This window comes from Lacipirellula limnantheis (assembly GCF_007746075.1).
Taxonomy (GTDB): domain Bacteria; phylum Planctomycetota; class Planctomycetia; order Pirellulales; family Lacipirellulaceae; genus Lacipirellula; species Lacipirellula limnantheis.
Genome location: NZ_CP036339.1, coordinates 5,603,168 through 5,621,295, shown reverse-complemented (window position 1 = coordinate 5,621,295; position 18,128 = coordinate 5,603,168). Strand labels below are relative to the sequence as shown.

At 63.5% G+C, this 18,128-nt stretch carries 18 protein-coding genes; 8 read left to right on the top strand and 10 right to left on the bottom strand.

Going from position 1 to position 18,128, the window contains the following annotated elements; genetic code table 11:
• Positions 1-43: 43 nt before the first annotated feature.
• The 5 genes from I41_RS21895 (at position 44) to I41_RS21875 (ending at position 4,126) form a co-directional block, all read left to right on the top strand.
• Positions 44-439, top strand: coding sequence for a hypothetical protein (locus tag I41_RS21895; protein ID WP_145435032.1), 396 nt, complete (start codon positions 44-46; stop codon positions 437-439).
• Between the two features lie 42 nt (positions 440-481).
• Positions 482-1,165 (top strand): hypothetical protein, encoded by a 684-nt coding sequence (locus I41_RS21890; protein ID WP_145435031.1) that lies wholly within the window; start codon positions 482-484, stop codon positions 1,163-1,165.
• Positions 1,162-1,743, top strand: coding sequence for a hypothetical protein (locus tag I41_RS21885; RefSeq protein ID WP_145435030.1), 582 nt, complete (start codon positions 1,162-1,164; stop codon positions 1,741-1,743). The genes I41_RS21890 and I41_RS21885 overlap by 4 nt, the downstream gene beginning before the upstream one ends.
• Positions 1,743-3,293, top strand: a complete 1,551-nt coding sequence (locus tag I41_RS21880; RefSeq protein ID WP_145435029.1) for a radical SAM protein — start codon at positions 1,743-1,745, stop codon at positions 3,291-3,293. The genes I41_RS21885 and I41_RS21880 overlap by 1 nt, the downstream gene beginning before the upstream one ends.
• A gap of 122 nt (positions 3,294-3,415) precedes the next feature.
• On the top strand, positions 3,416-4,126 hold the full coding sequence (locus tag I41_RS21875; protein ID WP_246133726.1) for a prolipoprotein diacylglyceryl transferase: 711 nt from the start codon (positions 3,416-3,418) through the stop codon (positions 4,124-4,126).
• A 122-nt stretch (positions 4,127-4,248) separates the two neighbouring features.
• Here I41_RS21875 and I41_RS21870 read toward each other — a convergent pair whose 3' ends face one another.
• The 3 genes from I41_RS21870 to ruvB form a co-directional block, all read right to left on the bottom strand.
• A complete protein-coding gene (locus I41_RS21870; RefSeq protein WP_145435028.1) occupies positions 4,249-5,052 on the bottom strand; it encodes a metallophosphoesterase family protein in 804 nt (267 codons plus the stop codon).
• Between the two features lie 6 nt (positions 5,053-5,058).
• A complete protein-coding gene (locus I41_RS21865; RefSeq protein WP_145435027.1) occupies positions 5,059-6,039 on the bottom strand; it encodes a diacylglycerol/lipid kinase family protein in 981 nt (326 codons plus the stop codon).
• A gap of 90 nt (positions 6,040-6,129) precedes the next feature.
• Positions 6,130-7,221 (bottom strand): Holliday junction branch migration DNA helicase RuvB, encoded by a 1,092-nt coding sequence (gene ruvB, locus I41_RS21860; RefSeq protein ID WP_145435026.1) that lies wholly within the window; start codon positions 7,219-7,221, stop codon positions 6,130-6,132.
• Between the two features lie 312 nt (positions 7,222-7,533).
• Between ruvB and I41_RS21855 the strand changes: the two genes are divergently transcribed.
• Positions 7,534-8,688 (top strand): PrsW family glutamic-type intramembrane protease, encoded by a 1,155-nt coding sequence (locus I41_RS21855; RefSeq protein WP_145435025.1) that lies wholly within the window; start codon positions 7,534-7,536, stop codon positions 8,686-8,688.
• Positions 8,689-8,836: 148 nt separating this feature from the next.
• On the opposite strand, the gene I41_RS21850 is transcribed toward I41_RS21855, so the two are convergent.
• The 6 genes from I41_RS21850 to I41_RS21825 form a co-directional block, all read right to left on the bottom strand.
• A complete protein-coding gene (locus I41_RS21850) occupies positions 8,837-9,700 on the bottom strand; it encodes an alpha/beta hydrolase (RefSeq protein WP_210421032.1) in 864 nt (287 codons plus the stop codon).
• Between the two features lie 212 nt (positions 9,701-9,912).
• The gene (gene ruvA / locus I41_RS21845) at positions 9,913-10,539 is read right to left on the bottom strand and encodes a Holliday junction branch migration protein RuvA (RefSeq protein ID WP_145435023.1); all 627 of its coding nucleotides are present in this window, start codon (positions 10,537-10,539) and stop codon (positions 9,913-9,915) included.
• 73 nt (positions 10,540-10,612) lie between these two features.
• A complete protein-coding gene (ruvC, locus tag I41_RS21840; protein ID WP_145435022.1) occupies positions 10,613-11,170 on the bottom strand; it encodes a crossover junction endodeoxyribonuclease RuvC in 558 nt (185 codons plus the stop codon).
• Entirely contained in the window at positions 11,155-12,882 is a 1,728-nt protein-coding gene (gene cysS / locus I41_RS21835) for a cysteine--tRNA ligase (RefSeq protein WP_145435021.1), read from the bottom strand. The genes ruvC and cysS overlap by 16 nt, the downstream gene beginning before the upstream one ends.
• A 115-nt stretch (positions 12,883-12,997) precedes the next feature.
• Positions 12,998-13,492: a 2-C-methyl-D-erythritol 2,4-cyclodiphosphate synthase gene (ispF, locus tag I41_RS21830; RefSeq protein ID WP_145435020.1), complete on the bottom strand. Its 495-nt coding sequence runs from the start codon at positions 13,490-13,492 to the stop codon at positions 12,998-13,000.
• A gap of 365 nt (positions 13,493-13,857) precedes the next feature.
• A complete protein-coding gene (locus I41_RS21825) occupies positions 13,858-14,805 on the bottom strand; it encodes a hypothetical protein (RefSeq protein WP_145435019.1) in 948 nt (315 codons plus the stop codon).
• On the opposite strand from I41_RS21825, the gene I41_RS28360 reads away from it, so the two are divergent.
• Complete coding sequence (locus tag I41_RS28360) at positions 14,804-14,929, top strand: hypothetical protein (protein WP_261342443.1); 126 nt, start codon at positions 14,804-14,806, stop codon at positions 14,927-14,929. The two genes, I41_RS21825 and I41_RS28360, sit on opposite strands and share 2 nt — an antisense overlap.
• Before the next feature lie 123 nt (positions 14,930-15,052).
• On the opposite strand, the gene metK is transcribed toward I41_RS28360, so the two are convergent.
• Positions 15,053-16,225: a methionine adenosyltransferase gene (gene metK / locus I41_RS21820; RefSeq protein ID WP_145435018.1), complete on the bottom strand. Its 1,173-nt coding sequence runs from the start codon at positions 16,223-16,225 to the stop codon at positions 15,053-15,055.
• A 432-nt stretch (positions 16,226-16,657) separates the two neighbouring features.
• Between metK and I41_RS21815 the strand changes: the two genes are divergently transcribed.
• Positions 16,658-18,088: a UTP--glucose-1-phosphate uridylyltransferase gene (locus I41_RS21815; RefSeq protein WP_145435017.1), complete on the top strand. Its 1,431-nt coding sequence runs from the start codon at positions 16,658-16,660 to the stop codon at positions 18,086-18,088.
• Positions 18,089-18,128: the final 40 nt, after the last annotated feature.

Below are 18,128 nucleotides of genomic sequence, written 5' to 3'. Positions count from 1 at the left end.
AGCCCGCAGGCGCTATATTAAGCTTCCAACTAGACGAAGGCCTATGACCGCAGCGCTAATCTGGATTGTCGGGGCGATGGCCACCGCATTCTTAGGGGGTTGGGTCGTCAATCTTTATTTAGCGACCTACACAGCCAAATTAAAAGATGCTCACGAGCAAGCCGCGAGCAGTGCAGAGCGAGGATTTCCTGACGGAGGCAAACTCATCGGCCAGCTCGAGCGATTCTTGATCTTCCTGTTTGTGATGACGGGCCAGATCGAGGGAGTCGGCTTTCTCGTGGCAGCGAAGAGCGTCTTTCGCTTCGGCGAACTGAACGATCACAAAAACCGTTTGGAAGCCGAATACATCACCATCGGCACGCTGATGAGTTTCTCATGGGGTTTCGGCGCGTCGCTGCTGACCAAGTACATCATTGAAGCCGTCGCTAAAACGCCCTAATGACTTTCTGAAGAATCGGCGCACTGCGCGGGAGAGACGTTGATGAGTTCCGCTGAATCGGCCGGCGACCGAGCTTGGCATATTGCCCAGCGGTGGCAGCAGTATCATGGCGAGGCGCGGGCGAATCTGTTGCGCATTGCGGCAATCGCCGTGTTCTACTCGCTTCACTTGTGGAACTACCTGGCGAGCCAGGGGCGGTTGCCGGCCTGGTCGGTCTTGAAGCTGAGCGAGCCGGGGGCGATTGATCGCCGGTTCCATCTGCTGGCGACGCTGCTGGCGTTGGCCTGGGCGGCCGTCGCGGCGATGGTGCTGCTTTGCTTGCGGAACCGCGTGTTCCCGCGCTGGATGTCTGCGGCGACGACTTGCGTCGACGTCGTGATGCTGACCTGCGTGCTTGGGATCGCCGACGGGCCGCGTAGTCCGCTGACGGTCGGCTATTTTCTGATCATCGTCCTGGCGGCGCTGCGGTTCAGTCTGCCGGTGGTGCGGCTGGCGACCGCGGCGTCGGTCGCGGGGTATGTCTGCACGCTTGGCGTGGCGAAGTGGCCCGAGCGGTTTGGCCGCGAGGCGACGGTTGATCTGAGCGTGCCGCGGTTCGAGCAGCTGGTGATGCTCGCGGCGATCGCGCTGTGCGGGGTATTTGCGGGGCAGGTGGTGCGGCAATCGCGCCATCTAGCGGGCGAATATGCCCGGCTTTGCAGCGCTGAGAAAGGAGGGGGCGTATGAGCGACGCCTTCGTGCCGCTCGACGTTGTCTGCCCTCACTGCCAGGCGGTGGTTCCGCCTGACGCGAGTCGCTGCTGGCTTTGCGGGGAGTCGTTGGATGGATCGAGCCTCGCCCCGGCGCGCTCACCCGTTGCACCGTCTCATCGCGGAGCGTCGTTTTCGTTGAGCACGATGCTGCTGATCACGACGCTGATTGCGATTTGCTGCGGCTTGCTCGCGGCGGCGCCGGGTTTGGGAGTGATTGTGTGCGTGCTGCTCGCACCGGTGTTGGTGCGCACGGCCAAAGTGGTCCGCCGGCGCGAGGCGGCGGGAGTACGCGTCAGTCCTTCCGAGAAGATTGGCCTCGCGGCGACGTCGTTCGTCGTGGCGATGGTGTTGGCGACTGTGGTGGGATTTGCGGCGTTCTGCTGTTTCTGTGCGGTGTGCGCTTTCGCGTTCGGCGCGGACGGGAACGAGCCGGGACTGCTCTTGTTGGCGCTTGGCGTGGGGGTCGCGGGGTTGCTTTCGATTTGGGGCGTCGTGAAGCTCGGGCAATGGTCGCGACGCCGGTACTTGCGCGACATTGAGGTGAAGCCCTGATGGGAATTACGCTGCGCGACTACACGTTTCTCGGGGCGACGCAGAGCCTGTGTCCCGAATGTCTGACCCTCGTGCCGGCGAAGATCGTCGAGCGCGGGGGGCGCGTTTATTTTCGCAAGCGCTGCCCCACGCATGGACGGCGGGAAGATTTCGTCTGCTCTGACGTGCGCTGGTGGGACCGAACGGACTACAGCTTGCCTGGGAAGATGCCGAACGAGTTCGGCGTCGAGCCGAAGCTTGGCTGCCCCTTCGATTGCGGGCTCTGCACCGAGCACGAACAGCACACCTGCATTGGCCTGCTGGAGATCACGTCGTCGTGCAATCTGGAATGCCCGATGTGCTTTGCTTCGAGCGGCCCCGGCGGGAAGCATCTGTCGTTTGCAGAGTGTCGCCGTGCGATTGATCGACTCGTCGCGGTGGAAGGGCGTCCGGAGATTTTGCAACTCTCGGGGGGCGAGCCGACGATCCATCCCGAGTTCCTCTCGATCTGGCGGTACGCTTGCGACCAGCCGATCGACATTGTGATGATCAACACGAACGGCCTGCGGCTGGCGCATGATCAAGCGCTGGTCGACGCCCTGGCGGAACAGCGGGGGCGGACCGAAGTCTATTTGCAGTTCGACGGCTTTGACGACCAGGGCTGTCGCACGCTGCGCGGCGAATCGATGGTGGAGACGAAACTGCGGGCGATTGAACGTCTCGGCGCCGCGGGAGTGCGGACGATTCTCGTGTCGACCGTGCAGCCCGGCGTGAACGATCACGAGTTGGGAAAGCTGGTGGAGTTTGGATTGGAACGGCCGTGGGTGACCGGGGTGAGCTTTCAGCCGGCCAGCTATGTGGGACGACATTTGTTGCCGGCGGAGTTGGAACGCCGGGTGACGTTCCCCGATATTCTGCGGGGCATTTGCGACCAGACGGGCCTGGGCGGTGCCGGCGGCTGGGTGGAGAGCGATTTCGCGCCGCTGCCGTGCGCTCATCCCAACGCCCACTCGTTGGCGTACGCCTATCGCAGCGGCGGCGAGGTCGTGCCGCTCGCGCGGTTCGTCGACCTCGACAACCATCTCGATCTGCTCTCCGGACGGATCACGTTCAATCGCGAACGGGCGCGGGAGCTGATCGGCGAATATCTCTCGCGGATGGCCTGCGGCGGCGTGGATTGCGGTTGCGGCGACCCAAGCCAGTTGTTGCCAGTGCTGACGGGGAGCGTTGCTGGCGATGTGCGTCATGTCGACGACGGCCGTGGCGAGGCGAAGTCTGCGAGCGACCGGGTCGCTCAGGAGTTTTTCGGCCGGGCGCTCCTGGAAGATTTGGGGCCGGAGGACGTTTTCCGCATCACCACGACTAGCTTTATGGACGCGTACAACTTTGACGTACGGCAAGAGATGAAGGCGTGCGTCCACTTCGTGCTGCCGAGCGGACACTTGGTGCCATTCTCGGCGTACAACCTGCTTTATCGGGATGGGCGGGTGAAGTTGCCGCGGCTGATGCAGGATTTCACCGCGGAGTGCGCGGAGGACACGGAGAGTTTGGAGAGGGTGTTGGGAGGGTGAGAATCGCTATGCAAATCAATGAGATTACGGGGCAGATTCTTGATGCGGCTCGTTAACAACCTTTAGCGTGATGTGCGGCTCCTTACTCTGCGCACGCCGCGTCCTCTGCGGTTAATCATTCGGTGAACCCAGCCTACACGCTCATCATGGTCGCTGCGGTGGCGACGGGGATCTGGCTTAGCCGCCGAATGCCGTCGCCGTCGGCGCTCACGAGCGGCGAGCGACTGGGGATTGGGCTCGGCGCGTTTTGCGGGGCGATGATCGGGGCCAAGTTGCCGTTCGTCGTGGCGGACTGGGACGGCCTACTGAGCGGCGCGGCGTGGTTCAGCGACGGCAAGACGATCATCTGCGGGTTGGTCGGCGGCTATGTGGGGGTTGAAGCCGCCAAATGGGCCCTCGGCGTTACGGTGAAGACGGGCGATTCGTTTGCCGTGCCGGTGGCGGCCGCGGTCGGGGTAGGGCGGTTGGCCTGCTTTGTCGGCGGTTGTTGCTACGGCACGCCGACGGACCTTCCCTGGGGCGTCGTGTTTCCGGCGGTCGATTCGTTGCCGCGCCATCCGACGCAGCTCTACGAGGCGGCATTTCATCTCGCGATGGCGGCGGTCCTGTGGCAATTGCAGCGGCGCGGGATGTTTCGCGGGCAGCTGATCAAGCTCTATATCTTGTCCTATTTGGCGTATCGATTCGCGACCGAATTCATTCGGCCCGAAGCGCAGCTGTGGTATGGACTGACGGGCTACCAATGGGCGTGCTTGGCGCTGGCGCCGGTGTTTGCGGGACTGTGGATTCGCGATGCTCGGCAACTCGCTACTCAGGCGCCGATTGAGGTGTAGTCGGGAAGTCAGAGACCATTTTCTGCAACGCGGGAAGGTGTCGGGAGCCTTTTGCCACTGAGAGCATCCACTGGATGGTGATTCGCCAGTGGCAAAAGGCTCCCGACACCCTTGGGTCGCGGTTACTGAGCGCTCCAGCCTTCTCCGGTTTGCGTGAAACGCCGCGGCGGTGCGCCGGTGAATTCTTGGCCGTTCCAGGTTCTTACCTCGAGCGAGAGCGATGGCCCGTCGACCGTGAGTATGTTGTAGGCATTCGCTTCGTCGCGGCGGCGGTGGGAGATGGCCGTGCCGGCTTGGATCACGAGGATCGAGCGTTTGATCTCGACGTGGTGGGGCCGGACGTCGCCCGAATAGGCGAGGTGAAGATGGCCGGCGAGGATGAGGTGGCAGCCGTGGGCTTCGAGCATGCGGAGCGCTGCGGGGGCGCCGCCGACGAGGGCGGCGGTGGCGTCGTTCACTGGCGGGATAAAGGGGTGGTGGGCGACGAGAATCTTGCACTTCGCGTCGGGCTCGGCGGCGTAAAACTGGCGGAGGCGTTCGATTTGCGCGGGGGAGATGCGGCCATCTTTGCGGGTGCTGGAGCGGGCCGTGTTCACGCCGGCGACGGCGAGTTCGGCGTCGGCGAAGGTCGGTTCGACGTTGCGATTGATGAAGCGGCAGTAGTTGTCGAGCGGCGTGAGCCAGCGGGCGATCACGTTGAAGAGGGGAATGTCGTGATTGCCGGGGACGACGATTTGCGGGAGTGGGATGTGCCGAAGGAACCGCTCCGCGTCGGCGAATTGCGAACCGCGAGCGCGCTGGGTGAGGTCGCCGCTGACGACGAGGATGTGGGCGGATTGGCGACTTATGTCACGCAGCAGGCCTTCGGCGATGGCGGGCTCGTCGGCGCCGAAGTGGAGATCGGAGAGGTGGATGATGCGTCGCATCGGTTATTAGCCCCGGGCTCCGCCCGGGGGTAGGTTTGAAGTACGGTCGACGTCGATCGGCGTGGAGGCCGACCCCCTGGCGGAGCCAGGGGCTAGAGGGGGAAGCAACACTTTCAGCGCTCGCGGCAGGATCTCATAGTGGAGCGGGGCGTTCATTACCATTACTTCACCGTCGGCGGCGACATGGAGGCGCGTGCGGCGGGTTTCCATCCAGACTTCGCAGGGGTAGAGCGTTTCGAAGTCGCGGTCTTGCTGCAGCCGGCCGAGAGCGCCGTTGAAAAGAAGCTTCAGCATGCCCCAGCGCGTTTGGGCGCGGGCGACGTAGAGCGACAACAACCCTTCGTCGAGTCGGTCGCGGGCGCCGACGTTGAGTAGGTCGAGGCGATAGCGGTTGTTGCCGACGAAGATCAATGGCGTCTGGAGTCGATGGACGGTTCCTTCGGCGTCGAGACGGACATGGATCAGCGGCGCCCGCCAGAACGTCTTCAGCACGGCGATCGTCATCGCAGGCCATTTGCTCATCCGCGAGCGGCGTTGCGTGGCGTCGCGTTCCATAATCGCGCGGGCGTAGACGCCGACCGATGAGTTGTTGATGAAGGTCTGATCGTTGACGCGGGCGAGGTCGATGGGCCGCGGGCGGTTCGCGGCGATGACCTGCGCGGCGGCGGCGAGATCGGTCGGAATGCCGAGGTCCTTGGCGAAGTGATTGAGCGTGCCGAGTGGAATGACGCCGAGCGGGGTTTCTCTTCCCACGAGGGCGGCGGCCACCGTGGCGATCGTGCCATCGCCGCCGCCGGCGATCACGGCGTCGACTCCGCGTATCGCCACGATCGCCTGCGCTTCCGCAGCGAGTTGGTCGCCGGCGACGCAACGGACGTCGGCATCGAGGCCGGCGGCCGCAAGGGCTTCGGCGACGTCTCGTTGAGGGGAACCCGTGGAACTAGCCGCGGTTCCGGAGTCGCGGTTGAGGAGGGCGATGACGCGCATAGGGTGTCGGGAGCCTGTTGCCACTGGGGAGCGAGCCTTGCATGGTTTGCTTCGAGTGGCAACAGGCTCCCGACGCCTTCTGTGCAAACGCTATTCCGCGAAGAGGGGGAGGGGGCCGTCGTCGCCGCGGCCGTGGCGGGCGCCGTTGATGGCGGCATCCGGCGTGGCGCCGAGGTGTTCGTAGCCCTTGGCGGTCAGCTTGCGACCGCGCGGGGTGCGGACGACCAGCTCGGAGCGGAGGAGGAACGGCTCGACTTCGTCCGTCAGCGTGTCGATGGCCGTGTTGAGCGTGTGGGCGATCGCCTCGACGCCGGCGGGGCCGCCGTGGAAGACGCGCAGGATCGTTTCCATGTATTTGCGATCCTGGTTGTCGAGGCCCGCGGGGTCGACGCCAAGCATGGCGAGCGCGGCGTTCGCCACCGGCAGCGTGATTTTGCCCGCGGCCTTCGTGGTGGCGTAGTCGCGAACCCAGCGGAGGCGGTTGTTCGCGATACGGGGCGTGCCGCGACTGCAGACGGCGATCTTCATCGCTGATTCGTCGTCGATCTCGACGCGCAACTTGCGCGCGTTGCGGCGGATGATTTCGCAGAGCTCGTCGTGCGAGTAGAAGTCGAGATGCTCGCGCACCTGAAAGCGATCACGGAGCGGCGCCGAGAGCAACCCGCTACGCGTAGTGGCGCCAATAATGGTAAACGGCCGCAGCGTCATGTTCACCGTGCGGGCGCTCACCCCTTCGCCGAGGGTGATGTCGATGCGAAAGTCTTCCATCGCCGGGTACATGAACTCTTCGACCGCTTTGGGGAGGCGGTGGATTTCATCGATGAAGAGGACCGACCCTTCTTGGGCGTTGGTGAGGTACGGCAGCAGGTCTTTCGGCGCGCTGAGTGCGGCGCCGCTGGCGATTTGCAGCGGCACGTCGAGCGCCCGCGGGATGCAGGTGGCGAAGGTGGTCTTGCCGAGGCCTGGCGGTCCGTCGAGCAGGATGTGGCCGAGCGTCTCCTGGCGGATGCGGGCGGCGTCGACGGCGATCATCAGCCGTTCGTAGACTTCGCGCTGGCCGACCATGTCTTCCATGCGCTGCGGGCGCAGGACCTGGTCCTCCTCGCGGCCAAGCGGAACGAACTGCGACGGCGGGTCGGGCTCGAAGGCGTCGTCGCCGGATAGGATGGGCTCGCGAGACATTGAGCAAAGGGGGAAGTCGGAAGGGGGACGGGGAACGGGGGAAGGGGGAAGGGGGAAGGCGGAGGAGACTTGGTAACGGTGGCTCTACAGCGAGCCGGGGCGTCCTCGCCCCCGGAGGTCTTGCAAAACGCGAGTCCTCGCGGAACTGCGCCGGGGGCCGGACGCCCCGGCTCGCGAAGGTGCGGTCGCTTGAATTTCTGAACGCATGTACGCTACCGCTGGTGGTACTATACCCGAAGATTGCGCGGGAAGTGAACGGCGAAACGGCGGGGCTAAGCCGCAAGCGGCGGGGGCGAGCAATGGGGCGGAGCCATGGGTGAGCGGGTCTGGCGAAATTATCTGCGGACGAAAACGCGGAACCCGCGGTTTTTGTGGCAGATGGTGATTGGGATCCTGGCGGCAGGCGTCGTTATCGGACTTGCCGTCGATGGGCTCGTGCCAGCATGGATGCAACTGGAGTCAGCTTCGGAGGTTGAAGACGACTTTTCGGGCGATCCCGACTTCGTGGCAGGGGAACATCGCCAGCAATTGGCCAACGAGGGGCGTTGGGGAGAACTATTCATGGCAATTCCTGCAGCCATGGTGCGCGGATGGCGGCAGGCGGGACCGACGGCGCTTGGCATTCTGACCGGCGCGTGTTGGTTTCTGTTTCTCCAGCAATCGATTCAGGTCCGCCGTAGGACTGACTATCGCGGCTGGGGACTAGGCGTTGCCGTGGCTCTTGGCGTTCTGAGCGTTTGGCCGACGCTGTTCCTAATCTACTGGCAAGAGCGCGTCTGGGGCTTGGCGGAGAGCGTTGAACTGGCGGCTGGGATTCGCGAGAACGTCCTAGGCGTCGGCTTGCGGGAGGAGTTTGCCAAGCTGCTTTGTTTTCTGCCTCTCTTGCCGTTGGTTGTGCTCAAGCGAGACGAGCTAGCAGCGCTCCTGCTCGCCGGCGGGGTAGGGCTCGGCTTCGGCGTCGAGGAGAACATCGGCTACGTCAGCGGCAGCGTCGCGACAGCGACGCTGGGGCGGATGCTGGTCACCGCGCCATTCCACATGGCAATGACGGGGCTAATCGGGCTAGCGGCTTATCGCGCTTGTCTCTGGCCGCGACAATGCATCCCGCAGTTCATTGCGACATTCGGGGTCGTTTTCATCGCGCATGGCTTGTACGACGCCGTGGCTATCGTGCCGGCGCTTCAGGAACTCTCCATCTTCGCCACCATCATCTTCGTCTTGTGCATCTACCAATTTTTTCGCGAACTGAGACCGCTACAGTCGTCGCCGCCGGTGAAGAGCACGATCAGCCCGACCGCGATTTTTCTGTTCTGTGTTTCGACAGTCGCGGCAGCGACGTTCGTCTACCTGTGCGCGGCGATCGGTTGGCAGTTAGCAGCGGACGTTCTCATGACGGGGATCGCTTCTTACGCCGTGATGGTCTACCTGTTCCTCCGCGAGATGCCGGAGACGATGGTGACGGTGTGAGGAGATTCACGCGACCGTCATTCTGAGCGCAGTGAAGGATCTGGTATTCTTCAGCCCCTGGCTCCGCCAGGGGGTAGTGCTACGGAGGACGACGCCTACCGGCATGGTGGCCGACCCCTTGGCGAAGCCAGGGGCTAGACGGGGCTCGCTACCCGGCGGCGATGTGCTCGCGTTGGCCTGCGCCGATGGCGGGGAGCGAGTCGAAGAATTCGCCGAGGGCTTTGTAATACTCAGGCGGCTGCGGGGCGTTGTGACTCCCCTCTTCGACGACGAAGAACGTTTTGTTGGCGGTGGTGGCAGCGTCGAACAGCTTCTTGCCCATGGCGAACGGCACGACTTCATCGGCGGTGCCGTGGCTTTGGAAGAGCGGGCCGCGGTAGGTGACGATGCGCTCGATCGAAGGATAGCGGTTCTTCATCACCCAGCGGACCGGCAGCCAAGGGAAGTGGTAGGCGGCCGTTTCGACCATGTCGGCGAAGGTCCGTTCCAGCACCATGCCGCGCACCGGGTGTTCAGCGGCCAGTCCCACTGCGACGGCTCCGCCGAGCGAGCGTCCGTAAACGACGACGTCGCTGGGCTCAATGCCGGCGCGCTTGGCGAGCACCAACTGCGCGGCGCGCGCATCGGCGAGCAAGTTACTCTCTTGCGGCTTTCCTTGGCTCTTGCCGTAGCCGCGGTAATCCCAAACGAAGATGGCTACGTCCGTTCGCTCGTGCAATTGCTCGAGCAGCGGGCGGAGCGTGGCGACGTTCTCGCCGTTGCCGTGGCAAAAGAGGACGACGGCTTTCGGGGCGGGGTGAGGAATGTACCAACCGTGCAGTTTGGCTCCGTCGGCGCCGGCGAACTCGATGTCTTCGTGCGGAAATTCGGCCGCAATCCAATCGCCCTCGTGAGATCGCGGGGCCGGATAGACGAGCCAGCGTTCGACCAGGCTGAGCATGACTACCACCGACAGGTAAGCGAAAAGGAGGGGCGCGACGACGCGACGGACGCGGCGAACGGCCTTCGCCATGGCTGGCGATATCTCCATTTTAGTTCCTGAAGCGGATTGGTCGAATTTTCGTTACCCAGCGGAGCCCGTCTTTAGACAGCGAAGGCCTGCCTTCTAGCGAAACATAGGTGAATCTGGGGCGTCCGTAGTCAGTGGTCCGTCGTCAGTTGCTGTAGGAATTGTAACCCAAATTTGCAACTGACCACTGACCACTGACCACGGACAACGGACATTTAGCCGCCATGCCGTTGTTCGTAAACGGCCCTTAGCATTTCGTCGACGTCTTTGTATTTCTTCTTTCGCGACAGGGCGTCGTCGAGCAATTTGCGGGCTTCCGACTCGCCGTGGCCGAGGGCTCGTAGGGCGTCGAACGATTCGCTGAGGACATCCCGTTCGGTGGCGACGTCGGCCGGCAGATCGCGGCCGATCAGCAACGCGAACTTCGGCACCTTGCGGCGGAGCTTGGCGATCACCCGCTCCGCCGTCGCCGGGCCGATGCCCGGGAGGGCGGCGAGACCCTTCGCATCTTGATCTTCGATGAGCGCGGCGACTTCTTGGACAGGTCGGACCATCGAGCGGAGCGCTTTCTTCACGCCGACGCCGTCGACCTGGCAGAAGAGCTCGAAGAACTCGCGCTCGATCGGGTTGAGAAATCCGACCAGCCGCGGCGTGAGGCGGCTGGCCATCTGGTTTCCTTCGAGATACTCGATCGTGTGAAGGCTCGTCTGATGGCCGATTTGCGCCTGCAGCTGCCGGCGAGTGAACTCGGGGATCAGCACTTCGTACTCGAAGGCGCCAACGGCGAGGGTGAGGACGTCGCCGGAGACGTTGATCGGGATGCCGGTGATTTTGGTGATCATGTAGGGATAGTGACGAATGCAGAAATGACGAATGACGAATGATAATGAACGCGCCCATTTAGCCCCGGGCTCTTCAAGCCCTGGGGGGCGGTGCGGTGGACTTCACGACCACATCCAATCGCAATCCGCCGGCGGAGGCTGGCGACGAATAGACGTGGCAGAGCGCGATCGCCAGCGCGTCGGCGACGTCGGCCGGTTCGGGGAGGGTGGAGAGCCGCAACTCGCGCTGTACGGCGAGCTGCATTTGCGACTTCGGCGCGCGGCCATTGTCGGTGAGCGATTTTTTGACCTGCGTCGAGGCGTAATCGTGGACGGCTATTCCCGCTTGGGCCGCCGCGAGGACGATCACGCCGCGGGCGTGGCCCATGAGAATCGCCGTGGTGGGGCGATCGTAGTGGGCGTAGATCTTTTCGAGGGCGAGCGCCTGCGGCTTGAGCGACGCGATGACGTCGGCGACGCCTTCGTGGATTTCGCGAACCCGCGCGGTGAGCGAACCCTTCGTCTTGCCGCGGACGACGCCGGCCTCGACGAGCCGCACCTTCCGGTTGACGATTTCGAGCACGCCGTAGCCGGTGGTGTTGAGGCCAGGATCGATGCCGAGGATGCGCATGTCGCCTACGCCCGAGTCCATTCCGTGCCGCCAGAGCGATCTTCCAAAATCACACCGACTGCTGCCAGCCGATCGCGGATCGCGTCGCTCGTCTTAAAATCTTTGTTCTTGCGAGAGGTTTGCCGCAGGTCGATCAGCATCGCCATCACTTTGTCGATGGCGCCTTCGCCGCCGCCGGTCCACTCGGTGCCGCCGGCGCGGTCTTCGAGTTTCACGCCCGTGGGGGCGAGGCCGTCGCGGATGGCGTCGGCCACGGCGAAGTTCTTCGCGGCGCGGGCTTCGGCGCGGAGCTCGATCACGAGCGGCATCACTTTGGATAGCAGCTCGTCCGTGGCGCTACCCCCCGGCAGAGCCGGGGGCTGCAGGAAAATGCCTAGGATGTTTGAAAGTTCTTTGATTGTCGCCATCAACAAGGTGAGGTCGCCGATGGTGGCGTTGTCGGCGCCGCCGCCTTCGAGGTTGTGTTCGTCGCAGTAGCGGTTGGCGATCTTCGCGAGCTCGAACAGTTCGCCAATGGCGCCGCCGGTGTTGAAGTCGTCGTCCATCGCGGCGATAAACTTCGCCTTGCATGCCGCGGCGGCGTCGAGCGCGGCGTTGCCGGTCGATTGCGTATCGCCCTCAGTGCGGTGCGCGCGAGCCTGGAGGTGGTAGAAGTCGCCCTTAGTGATGCGGTGGTACCGCTTGAAGAGGCGGTAGAACGATTCGAGGCCGATGGCGGCTTCTTCGATCGCTTCTTCGCTGAAGAGGACCGTGCTGCGGTAGTGGGTTCTCAGGAGGAAGAAGCGGATCCGTTCGCCGCCTTGCTTGGCGATGAGGGTGGCGAGGCCGCCGGCGCCTTTGGAGCGGCTCATCTTCTCCGATGCGCCTCCGCCTCCGATTTTTCCCGATTCCGAATCTTTTCGCAGCAATCCGTTGTGTGCCCAGTAGGTGGCGAACGTCTTGCCGTGGCAGCATTCGCTTTGGGCGATTTCGTTTTCGTGATGCGGAAAGACGAGGTCGAGACCGCCGCCGTGGATGTCGAACGTCTCGCCGAGCAACTTCTTGCTCATCGCCGAGCACTCAATGTGCCAGCCGGGACGGCCTTTGGCCCAGGGGCTGTCCCATGCCGGTTCGCCCGGCTTAGCGCTTTTCCACAGCGCGAAGTCGGCGGAGCTGCGCTTCCGCTCGGCTCCGCCGCCGCCGTCGCCTTGCACCTGGTCGAGCGAGCGGTTCGACAGCTTGCCGTACTCGCGATCCTTTGTGACGTCGAAGTAAACGTCCCCCTCGGACTCATAGGCGTAGCCGCTGTCGATCAGCGACTGAACGATCGCGATGATCTCCGGCATGCACTCGGTCGCGCGGGGGAAGTGATCGATCTGATCGACCCCCAGCGCCGCAAGGTTGCCGTTGTAGTCGGCGATGTTTTCTTCAGCGACTTCGAGCATCGTGATGCCGCGATCGTTCGCCTTGTTGATCAGCTTGTCATCGACGTCGGTGATATTCACGACCCACGTCACATGGTAGCCGCAATACTTCAGGTACCGCTTGATGCAGTCGAAGATCACCGGGCCGACCATGTGGCCGATGTGGGCCTTGTCGTAGACCGTGGGCCCGCAGAGGTAGATGCCTACCTTGCCCTCTTCGACCGTGCGGAAAGGTTCTTTCTTTTTGGAGAGGGTGTTGTAGACGGTGAGCGTGGGGTGCGGGGCGGAGAGTTCGACGGCGGTCGATTGGGTTTGAGAGGCAGCGGGCATGGGTTGATTTATAATTTAGGATTTTTGATGTTTGATTTGGGCGCCACTGGCGTGTCGCCAGTGTGAAGTACCGAGCGAGTACCCACTTCCGCACTGGCGACACGCCAGTGGCACCCTATGGTTCGTTTTTCTCAAGGAGCGCCACGCAGCGGGCTTCGATTAGTTCTTCCTGTCCGACGGGTCCGACGCCTTCGCCGGTTTTGGCTTTCACGTTGATTTGGTGCGACTCGACACCGATGATCTGGGCCACGCGATCGACGATCGCGGCTTTATGCGGCGAGATTTTTGGGCGTTGGGCGTGGACGACGGCGTCGAGGTTCGCCAGGCGGTAGCCGGCGGCGGTGACGCGGTCGTAGGCCAGTCGCAGCATGTCGGCCGAGTCGCGGCCGCGGTTCGCTTCCTCCGTGTTCGGGAACAGGACGCCGATATCGGGCAGGCCGGCGGCGCCGAGCAGGGCGTCGGTGATCGCGTGGAGCAGGACGTCGGCGTCGCTATGGCCGACGGCATGCCGGTCGTGCGGCACGTCGACGCCCCCCAACCGCAGCGGTCCGCCAGGCGCGAGGCGATGGGAATCCTCTCCCAGTCCGATCCGTAGTTGGTTTGCGTGAATTGCCCAGGGTCCCTCCGCGCGGATTATAGCGGGAATTTGCCGGAGCTAACAGGCGAGCCTGGGGGCTGGGAAATGCGAAAGGCAACCGCCAAGGACGCCAAGGAAATGCAAAAAATTGGGAACCGCAGATCAAACGCTAATAGGAATCATTTGCGTTGATTGGCCAAGCTAAGCAGTTACATCCCCCTTTTTCCTTTGCGCCTTCGCGCCTTTGCGAGAGATTTGAAAAAGAGTTTGTCTCACGCAAAGGCGCGAAGGCGCAAAGAGAGGAAGGGCTGGCGGGATCGGACTTCCGCTGTGGTTCATCCTCCTTCTCCGCATTTCCTGGGCGAACCTTGGCGTCCTTGGCGGTTAAGCAATTCTTTTCAAGTTTGGTCGGCGGGCGCTGCGGTCATTTCTAGAAGGACGGAGCAGGACTCGGCGGCGGGGGCGGCGAGGCGGATTTCGAGACGGGCGCCGTGGGCGAAGGATTGGATGACCTTCACCATGGCGTCGGGGCCGTCAGCGGGGTCGGCTTCGATCGCCGGCGGACCGGCGAGCGGGGGGCAGAAGCCGACGTGGAGCGTCGCGTGCCGCTGGCCGGGGGCGAACTCGGCTCGCAGCGTGCCGAAGATCGTTTCAACGCCAGCCTCGTCGCGGATGCGCGTCAGTTGCTGCAGGACGTTGGCGTCGAGCGTTTCAGCGGCTTCGTCATACTCGGCTTGGTCCTCTTCCAGGTCCTCATCAGCGACGGAGGGGCGCTCGTGGCGGTCGAACTCGCGATCGAACAGCGGGTAATGCTCGCGAACTTCTTCACGGAGGGGCAGAACGCCGCCGCCGTCCCCCTCGCCGAGCGGATGCCAGTGGCCGAGGCCTGATTCGTGGTTGATCAATCGCGGCGTCCAGCCGGGGGCGGTCTCAAAGAACCAGTCGCGCTGCAGGTAGTCGGCGATCACCAGCGGCAGCCAGCAGAGCCAGTTCCAATAGGCGAATGACGGGAATGAGCAACCGAGGAACATTAGCGCGAGGGTTAGCGTCCCGCCCCAACCGACGACTTGTTCGCGGAATTGAAGCTGCTCGCGCCGGCGCGGCGGGCTGGTGAGCCGCCAAGCGACGCGCCCGCCGAGGATCACCATGGCCGTGAGCACGATCGTCGCCAGCAGCGGCAGCGTCGGCAGGTGCGCGCTGAACGCGCCGGCAGCGCGGCGGGTGAGGAGAATCGATCCGACGACTAGCAGCGCGATGACGCCCGTAGGCGCAGCGGCACGGACCCACGCGATCGTGAGCGGGCGCGTCCGTTCGGGGAGGGTAGCGGTGGATCCAACCGTCGCCATGACCGGTACGATACCCGATGAGGCGATGAAGAACCAAGCCGGATTGGAAAGTTGCGTAAACGGCGGCGTGTGGGGCGTCGTCGAAGTGATCGTATGCGCGCGAGGGTTCGGACTGGTCGCTTAAGCGACCAGTCCACCGGTGCGAGTTGATCTTTCCCATTCAAATGCGGCGAAAAAAAGCAGCCCCGACCTAGCTAGGTCGGGGCTGCTTGTTAGTGCTTCTTAGTCAAACAACGACGGCGAACGCCTACAGCTTGTCAGCCTCTGCCTTGATCTTCGCCGCCATGTCGGTCTTCTCCCACGTAAACTCCGGCTCGTTGCGGCCGAAGTGGCCGCCGGCGGCCGTCTTGCGGAAGATCGGGCGACGCAGGTCGAGGTGCTTGATGATGCCGGAGGGCGACAGCGGGAAGAGCTTCTTCACGATGTCGCAAATCTTCGAGTCCTCGATCTTGCCGGTCCCTTCGGTGTCGACGTAGACGCTCACCGGGTCGGTGACGCCGATGGCGTAGGCGAGCTGCACTTCGCAGCGTTCGGCCAGGCCCGAGGCGACGATGTTCTTCGCGACGTAGCGGGCCATGTAGGCGGCGCTGCGATCGACCTTGGTCGGGTCCTTACCGCTGAAGGCGCCGCCGCCGTGGCGACCCCAGCCGCCGTAGGTGTCGACGATGATCTTGCGACCGGTGAGACCGCAGTCGCCGTGCGGACCGCCGACGACGAAGCGACCGGTCGGGTTGATGTGGTACTTGATCTCGCCGGTGACTAGCTCAGCCGGCAGTTCCGGCTTGATGATCTGTTCGATGACATACTTGCGGATCGTTTCGTTGGAAACGTCTTCGCTGTGTTGCGTCGAGACGACCACGGTGTCGATGCGGGTGGCTTTGTTGCCGTCGTACTCGACGGTGACTTGGCTCTTGCTGTCGGGACGGAGCCAATCGACCTCGCCATTCTTCCGGGCGGCGGTCAGGCGGTTCATGATGCGATGCGACAGCGCGATTGGCAGCGGCATCAGCTCGGGCGTGTCGCTGCAAGCGTAGCCGAACATGAGGCCTTGGTCGCCGGCGCCGATGTCCTTGCCCTTCGAGGCGTCGTCGTTGACGCCCATCGCGATGTCAGCGCTCTGCTCGTCGATGGCGACCAGGACCGAGCAGTGGTCGGCGCTGAGGCCCATCGGCGAGTCGGTGTAACCGACGTCGCGGATCACCTCGCGGACGACCTTCTGCATGTCGACGTACGCCTTCGTGGTGATCTCGCCGGCGATGACGACCATGCCGGTGGTGACCATCGTCTCGCAGGCGACGCGGCTGTAAGGATCTTGGGCGAAGAGGGCGTCGAGCACGCCGTCGGAAATCTGGTCGGCCAGCTTGTCGGGATGCCCCATGCTGACGGCTTCGCTAGTGAACAGGTATTTTCCGGATGCCACGAACGTCGTCTCCAAGTAACAACAGTAGTAGGGCCAGCCAAGGGCGGCGGTGCAGACTCGGCAGTATAGTCCTTTGGTTCGGAGGGCGGCAACTGGCTGGCGTCGCCGCTACTGACGCTGTTTAGTCCGCTCGCCACCTGTCATTCCGAGGTACTCCGAGGAATCTAGCCTGACGCCTCGGAGTATCTTGGGGGCACAGGGGCCAACGGCGTCCCACCGCGACACCCTAGGCAGTCCGCGACCGCGACGGATAATCGGCGTCTGCCGCCGCGAGGCGTATTTCTCCGCAACGAATTCTGCTGGAACGATCAAACCATGGCCCGCTGGCCGCGACATTTCTGGACGACGCTGTTTACCTACGGCATTATCTTCATCGGGTTCCCGGTGCTGTGCTGGCTGGCTTACACATGGGTGAGAGGCGAATAATTGACCATGACGGGCGTCATCGATAAGGCTCAGCTCGAAGAGCGGCTCCGCCGACACAACCAACTTCATCTCCTGCGGTTCTGGGACGAGCTTAACTCCGAAGGACAGCGGCAGCTCGCGCAGCAGATCATGTCGATCGACTTTGACCTGCTTGATTCGCTGTTCCGTGACGAGATCGACCAACCCGACTGGGCGGAACTGGCGCGGCAGGCGTCCCCCCCGCCGGCGGTACGGCTCCATGAGCGGAAGCCGGGAGCGACCAACCCGCTAGATATCACGGTGGAGCAAGCCCGCCGCGCCGGAGTCGCCGCGCTTGAGAAGGGCGAGGTCGGCGTCATCCTCGTCGCGGGAGGGCAGGGGAGTCGGCTTGGTTTCGAGAAGCCGAAGGGGATGTACCCGATTGGGCCGCTCTCGAAGGCAACGCTCGCGCAGATTCACGTCGAGAAGATTCGCGCTATCGCCGCGCGGCATGGGAAGTCGATCCCGCTCTACATGATGACGAGTCCCGTGACGCACGACGACACGCTCGACTTCCTCGGCGCGAACGCCCACCTCGGCTTGAACAAGAACGACTTGTTCGTTTTCTGCCAGGGGACGATGCCGGCGGTCGATGCGAAGACGGGGCAGGTGCTGCTGGAAGCGAAGGACTCGATCTTCCTCAGCCCCGACGGCCACGGCGGGACGGTGGCGGCGCTCGGCGCGAGCGGAGCGTTCGACGATATGCGCCGCCGCGGGATCAAGCACCTCTTCTACTTCCAGGTCGATAACCCGCTCGCGCCGATCTGCGATGCGGAACTTATCGGCTTCCATATTCTCGCGAAATCGGAATTGACGTCGCTCGCCGTCGCGAAGCAGACGCCGCAAGAGCGGCTCGGCAACTTCGTGATGATCAACGATCGGGTGAGCATCATCGAGTACAGCGACTTTCCCGACGACGTGGCCGAGCAGCGGGATGAGCATGGGGAGCTGGTGTTCTGGGCCGGCAGCGTAGCCATCCATGTGTTCGACGTCGCGTTTTTGGAGCGGGCGCTCCAGCTGAAAGACACGCTGCCGTTTCACGTCGCCCACAAGAAGGCTGAATACCTCGGCGACGATGGCGAGCTGGTGAAGCCGACGGAACCAAACGCGCTAAAGTTTGAACGGTTCATATTCGATCTACTGCCGCATGCGGCGCGCCCGATCGTGATTGAGTACGCCGAGGAGGAGGCATTTGCGCCGCTGAAGAACGCGCCGGGCGCGGCCAAAGACACGCCGGAGTATGTCCACGCGCTGCTGCTCAACCAGCATCGGCGTTGGTTGGAAGCGGCGGGAGCCCATGTGGCGCCGGGAGCCCAGGTCGAGATCAGCCCGCTGTTCGCGCTCGACGCCGCGGAGGTGGCGGAGCGGGTGAAGCCGGGGACGCGGTTTGAGAAATCGGAATATTTGCGCGGGAAATAGTCACCCGGAACGTGCGGTTCGGCTTGGCTCCCATCGGGCC

Excerpts from the sequence above, each read along its gene's own strand:
- I41_RS21855 (WP_145435025.1), top strand. The coding sequence starts at position 7,534 with ATGGGTGAGCGGGTCTGGCGAAATTATCTGCGGACGAAAACGCGGAAC.
- I41_RS21890 (WP_145435031.1), top strand. The coding sequence starts at position 482 with ATGAGTTCCGCTGAATCGGCCGGCGACCGAGCTTGGCATATTGCCCAG.
- I41_RS21815 (WP_145435017.1), top strand. The coding sequence starts at position 16,658 with ATGACGGGCGTCATCGATAAGGCTCAGCTCGAAGAGCGGCTCCGCCGA.
- ruvA (WP_145435023.1), bottom strand. The coding sequence starts at position 10,539 with ATGATCACCAAAATCACCGGCATCCCGATCAACGTCTCCGGCGACGTC.
- cysS (WP_145435021.1), bottom strand. The coding sequence starts at position 12,882 with ATGCCCGCTGCCTCTCAAACCCAATCGACCGCCGTCGAACTCTCCGCC.
- I41_RS21880 (WP_145435029.1), top strand. The coding sequence starts at position 1,743 with ATGGGAATTACGCTGCGCGACTACACGTTTCTCGGGGCGACGCAGAGC.
- I41_RS21895 (WP_145435032.1), top strand. The coding sequence starts at position 44 with ATGACCGCAGCGCTAATCTGGATTGTCGGGGCGATGGCCACCGCATTC.
- I41_RS28360 (WP_261342443.1), top strand. The coding sequence starts at position 14,804 with ATGACCGGTACGATACCCGATGAGGCGATGAAGAACCAAGCCGGATTG.
- I41_RS21825 (WP_145435019.1), bottom strand. The coding sequence starts at position 14,805 with ATGGCGACGGTTGGATCCACCGCTACCCTCCCCGAACGGACGCGCCCG.
- I41_RS21870 (WP_145435028.1), bottom strand. The coding sequence starts at position 5,052 with ATGCGACGCATCATCCACCTCTCCGATCTCCACTTCGGCGCCGACGAG.
- I41_RS21850 (WP_210421032.1), bottom strand. The coding sequence starts at position 9,700 with ATGGCGAAGGCCGTTCGCCGCGTCCGTCGCGTCGTCGCGCCCCTCCTT.
- ruvB (WP_145435026.1), bottom strand. The coding sequence starts at position 7,221 with ATGTCTCGCGAGCCCATCCTATCCGGCGACGACGCCTTCGAGCCCGAC.
- I41_RS21865 (WP_145435027.1), bottom strand. The coding sequence starts at position 6,039 with ATGCGCGTCATCGCCCTCCTCAACCGCGACTCCGGAACCGCGGCTAGT.
- I41_RS21885 (WP_145435030.1), top strand. The coding sequence starts at position 1,162 with ATGAGCGACGCCTTCGTGCCGCTCGACGTTGTCTGCCCTCACTGCCAG.
- ruvC (WP_145435022.1), bottom strand. The coding sequence starts at position 11,170 with ATGGACTCGGGCGTAGGCGACATGCGCATCCTCGGCATCGATCCTGGC.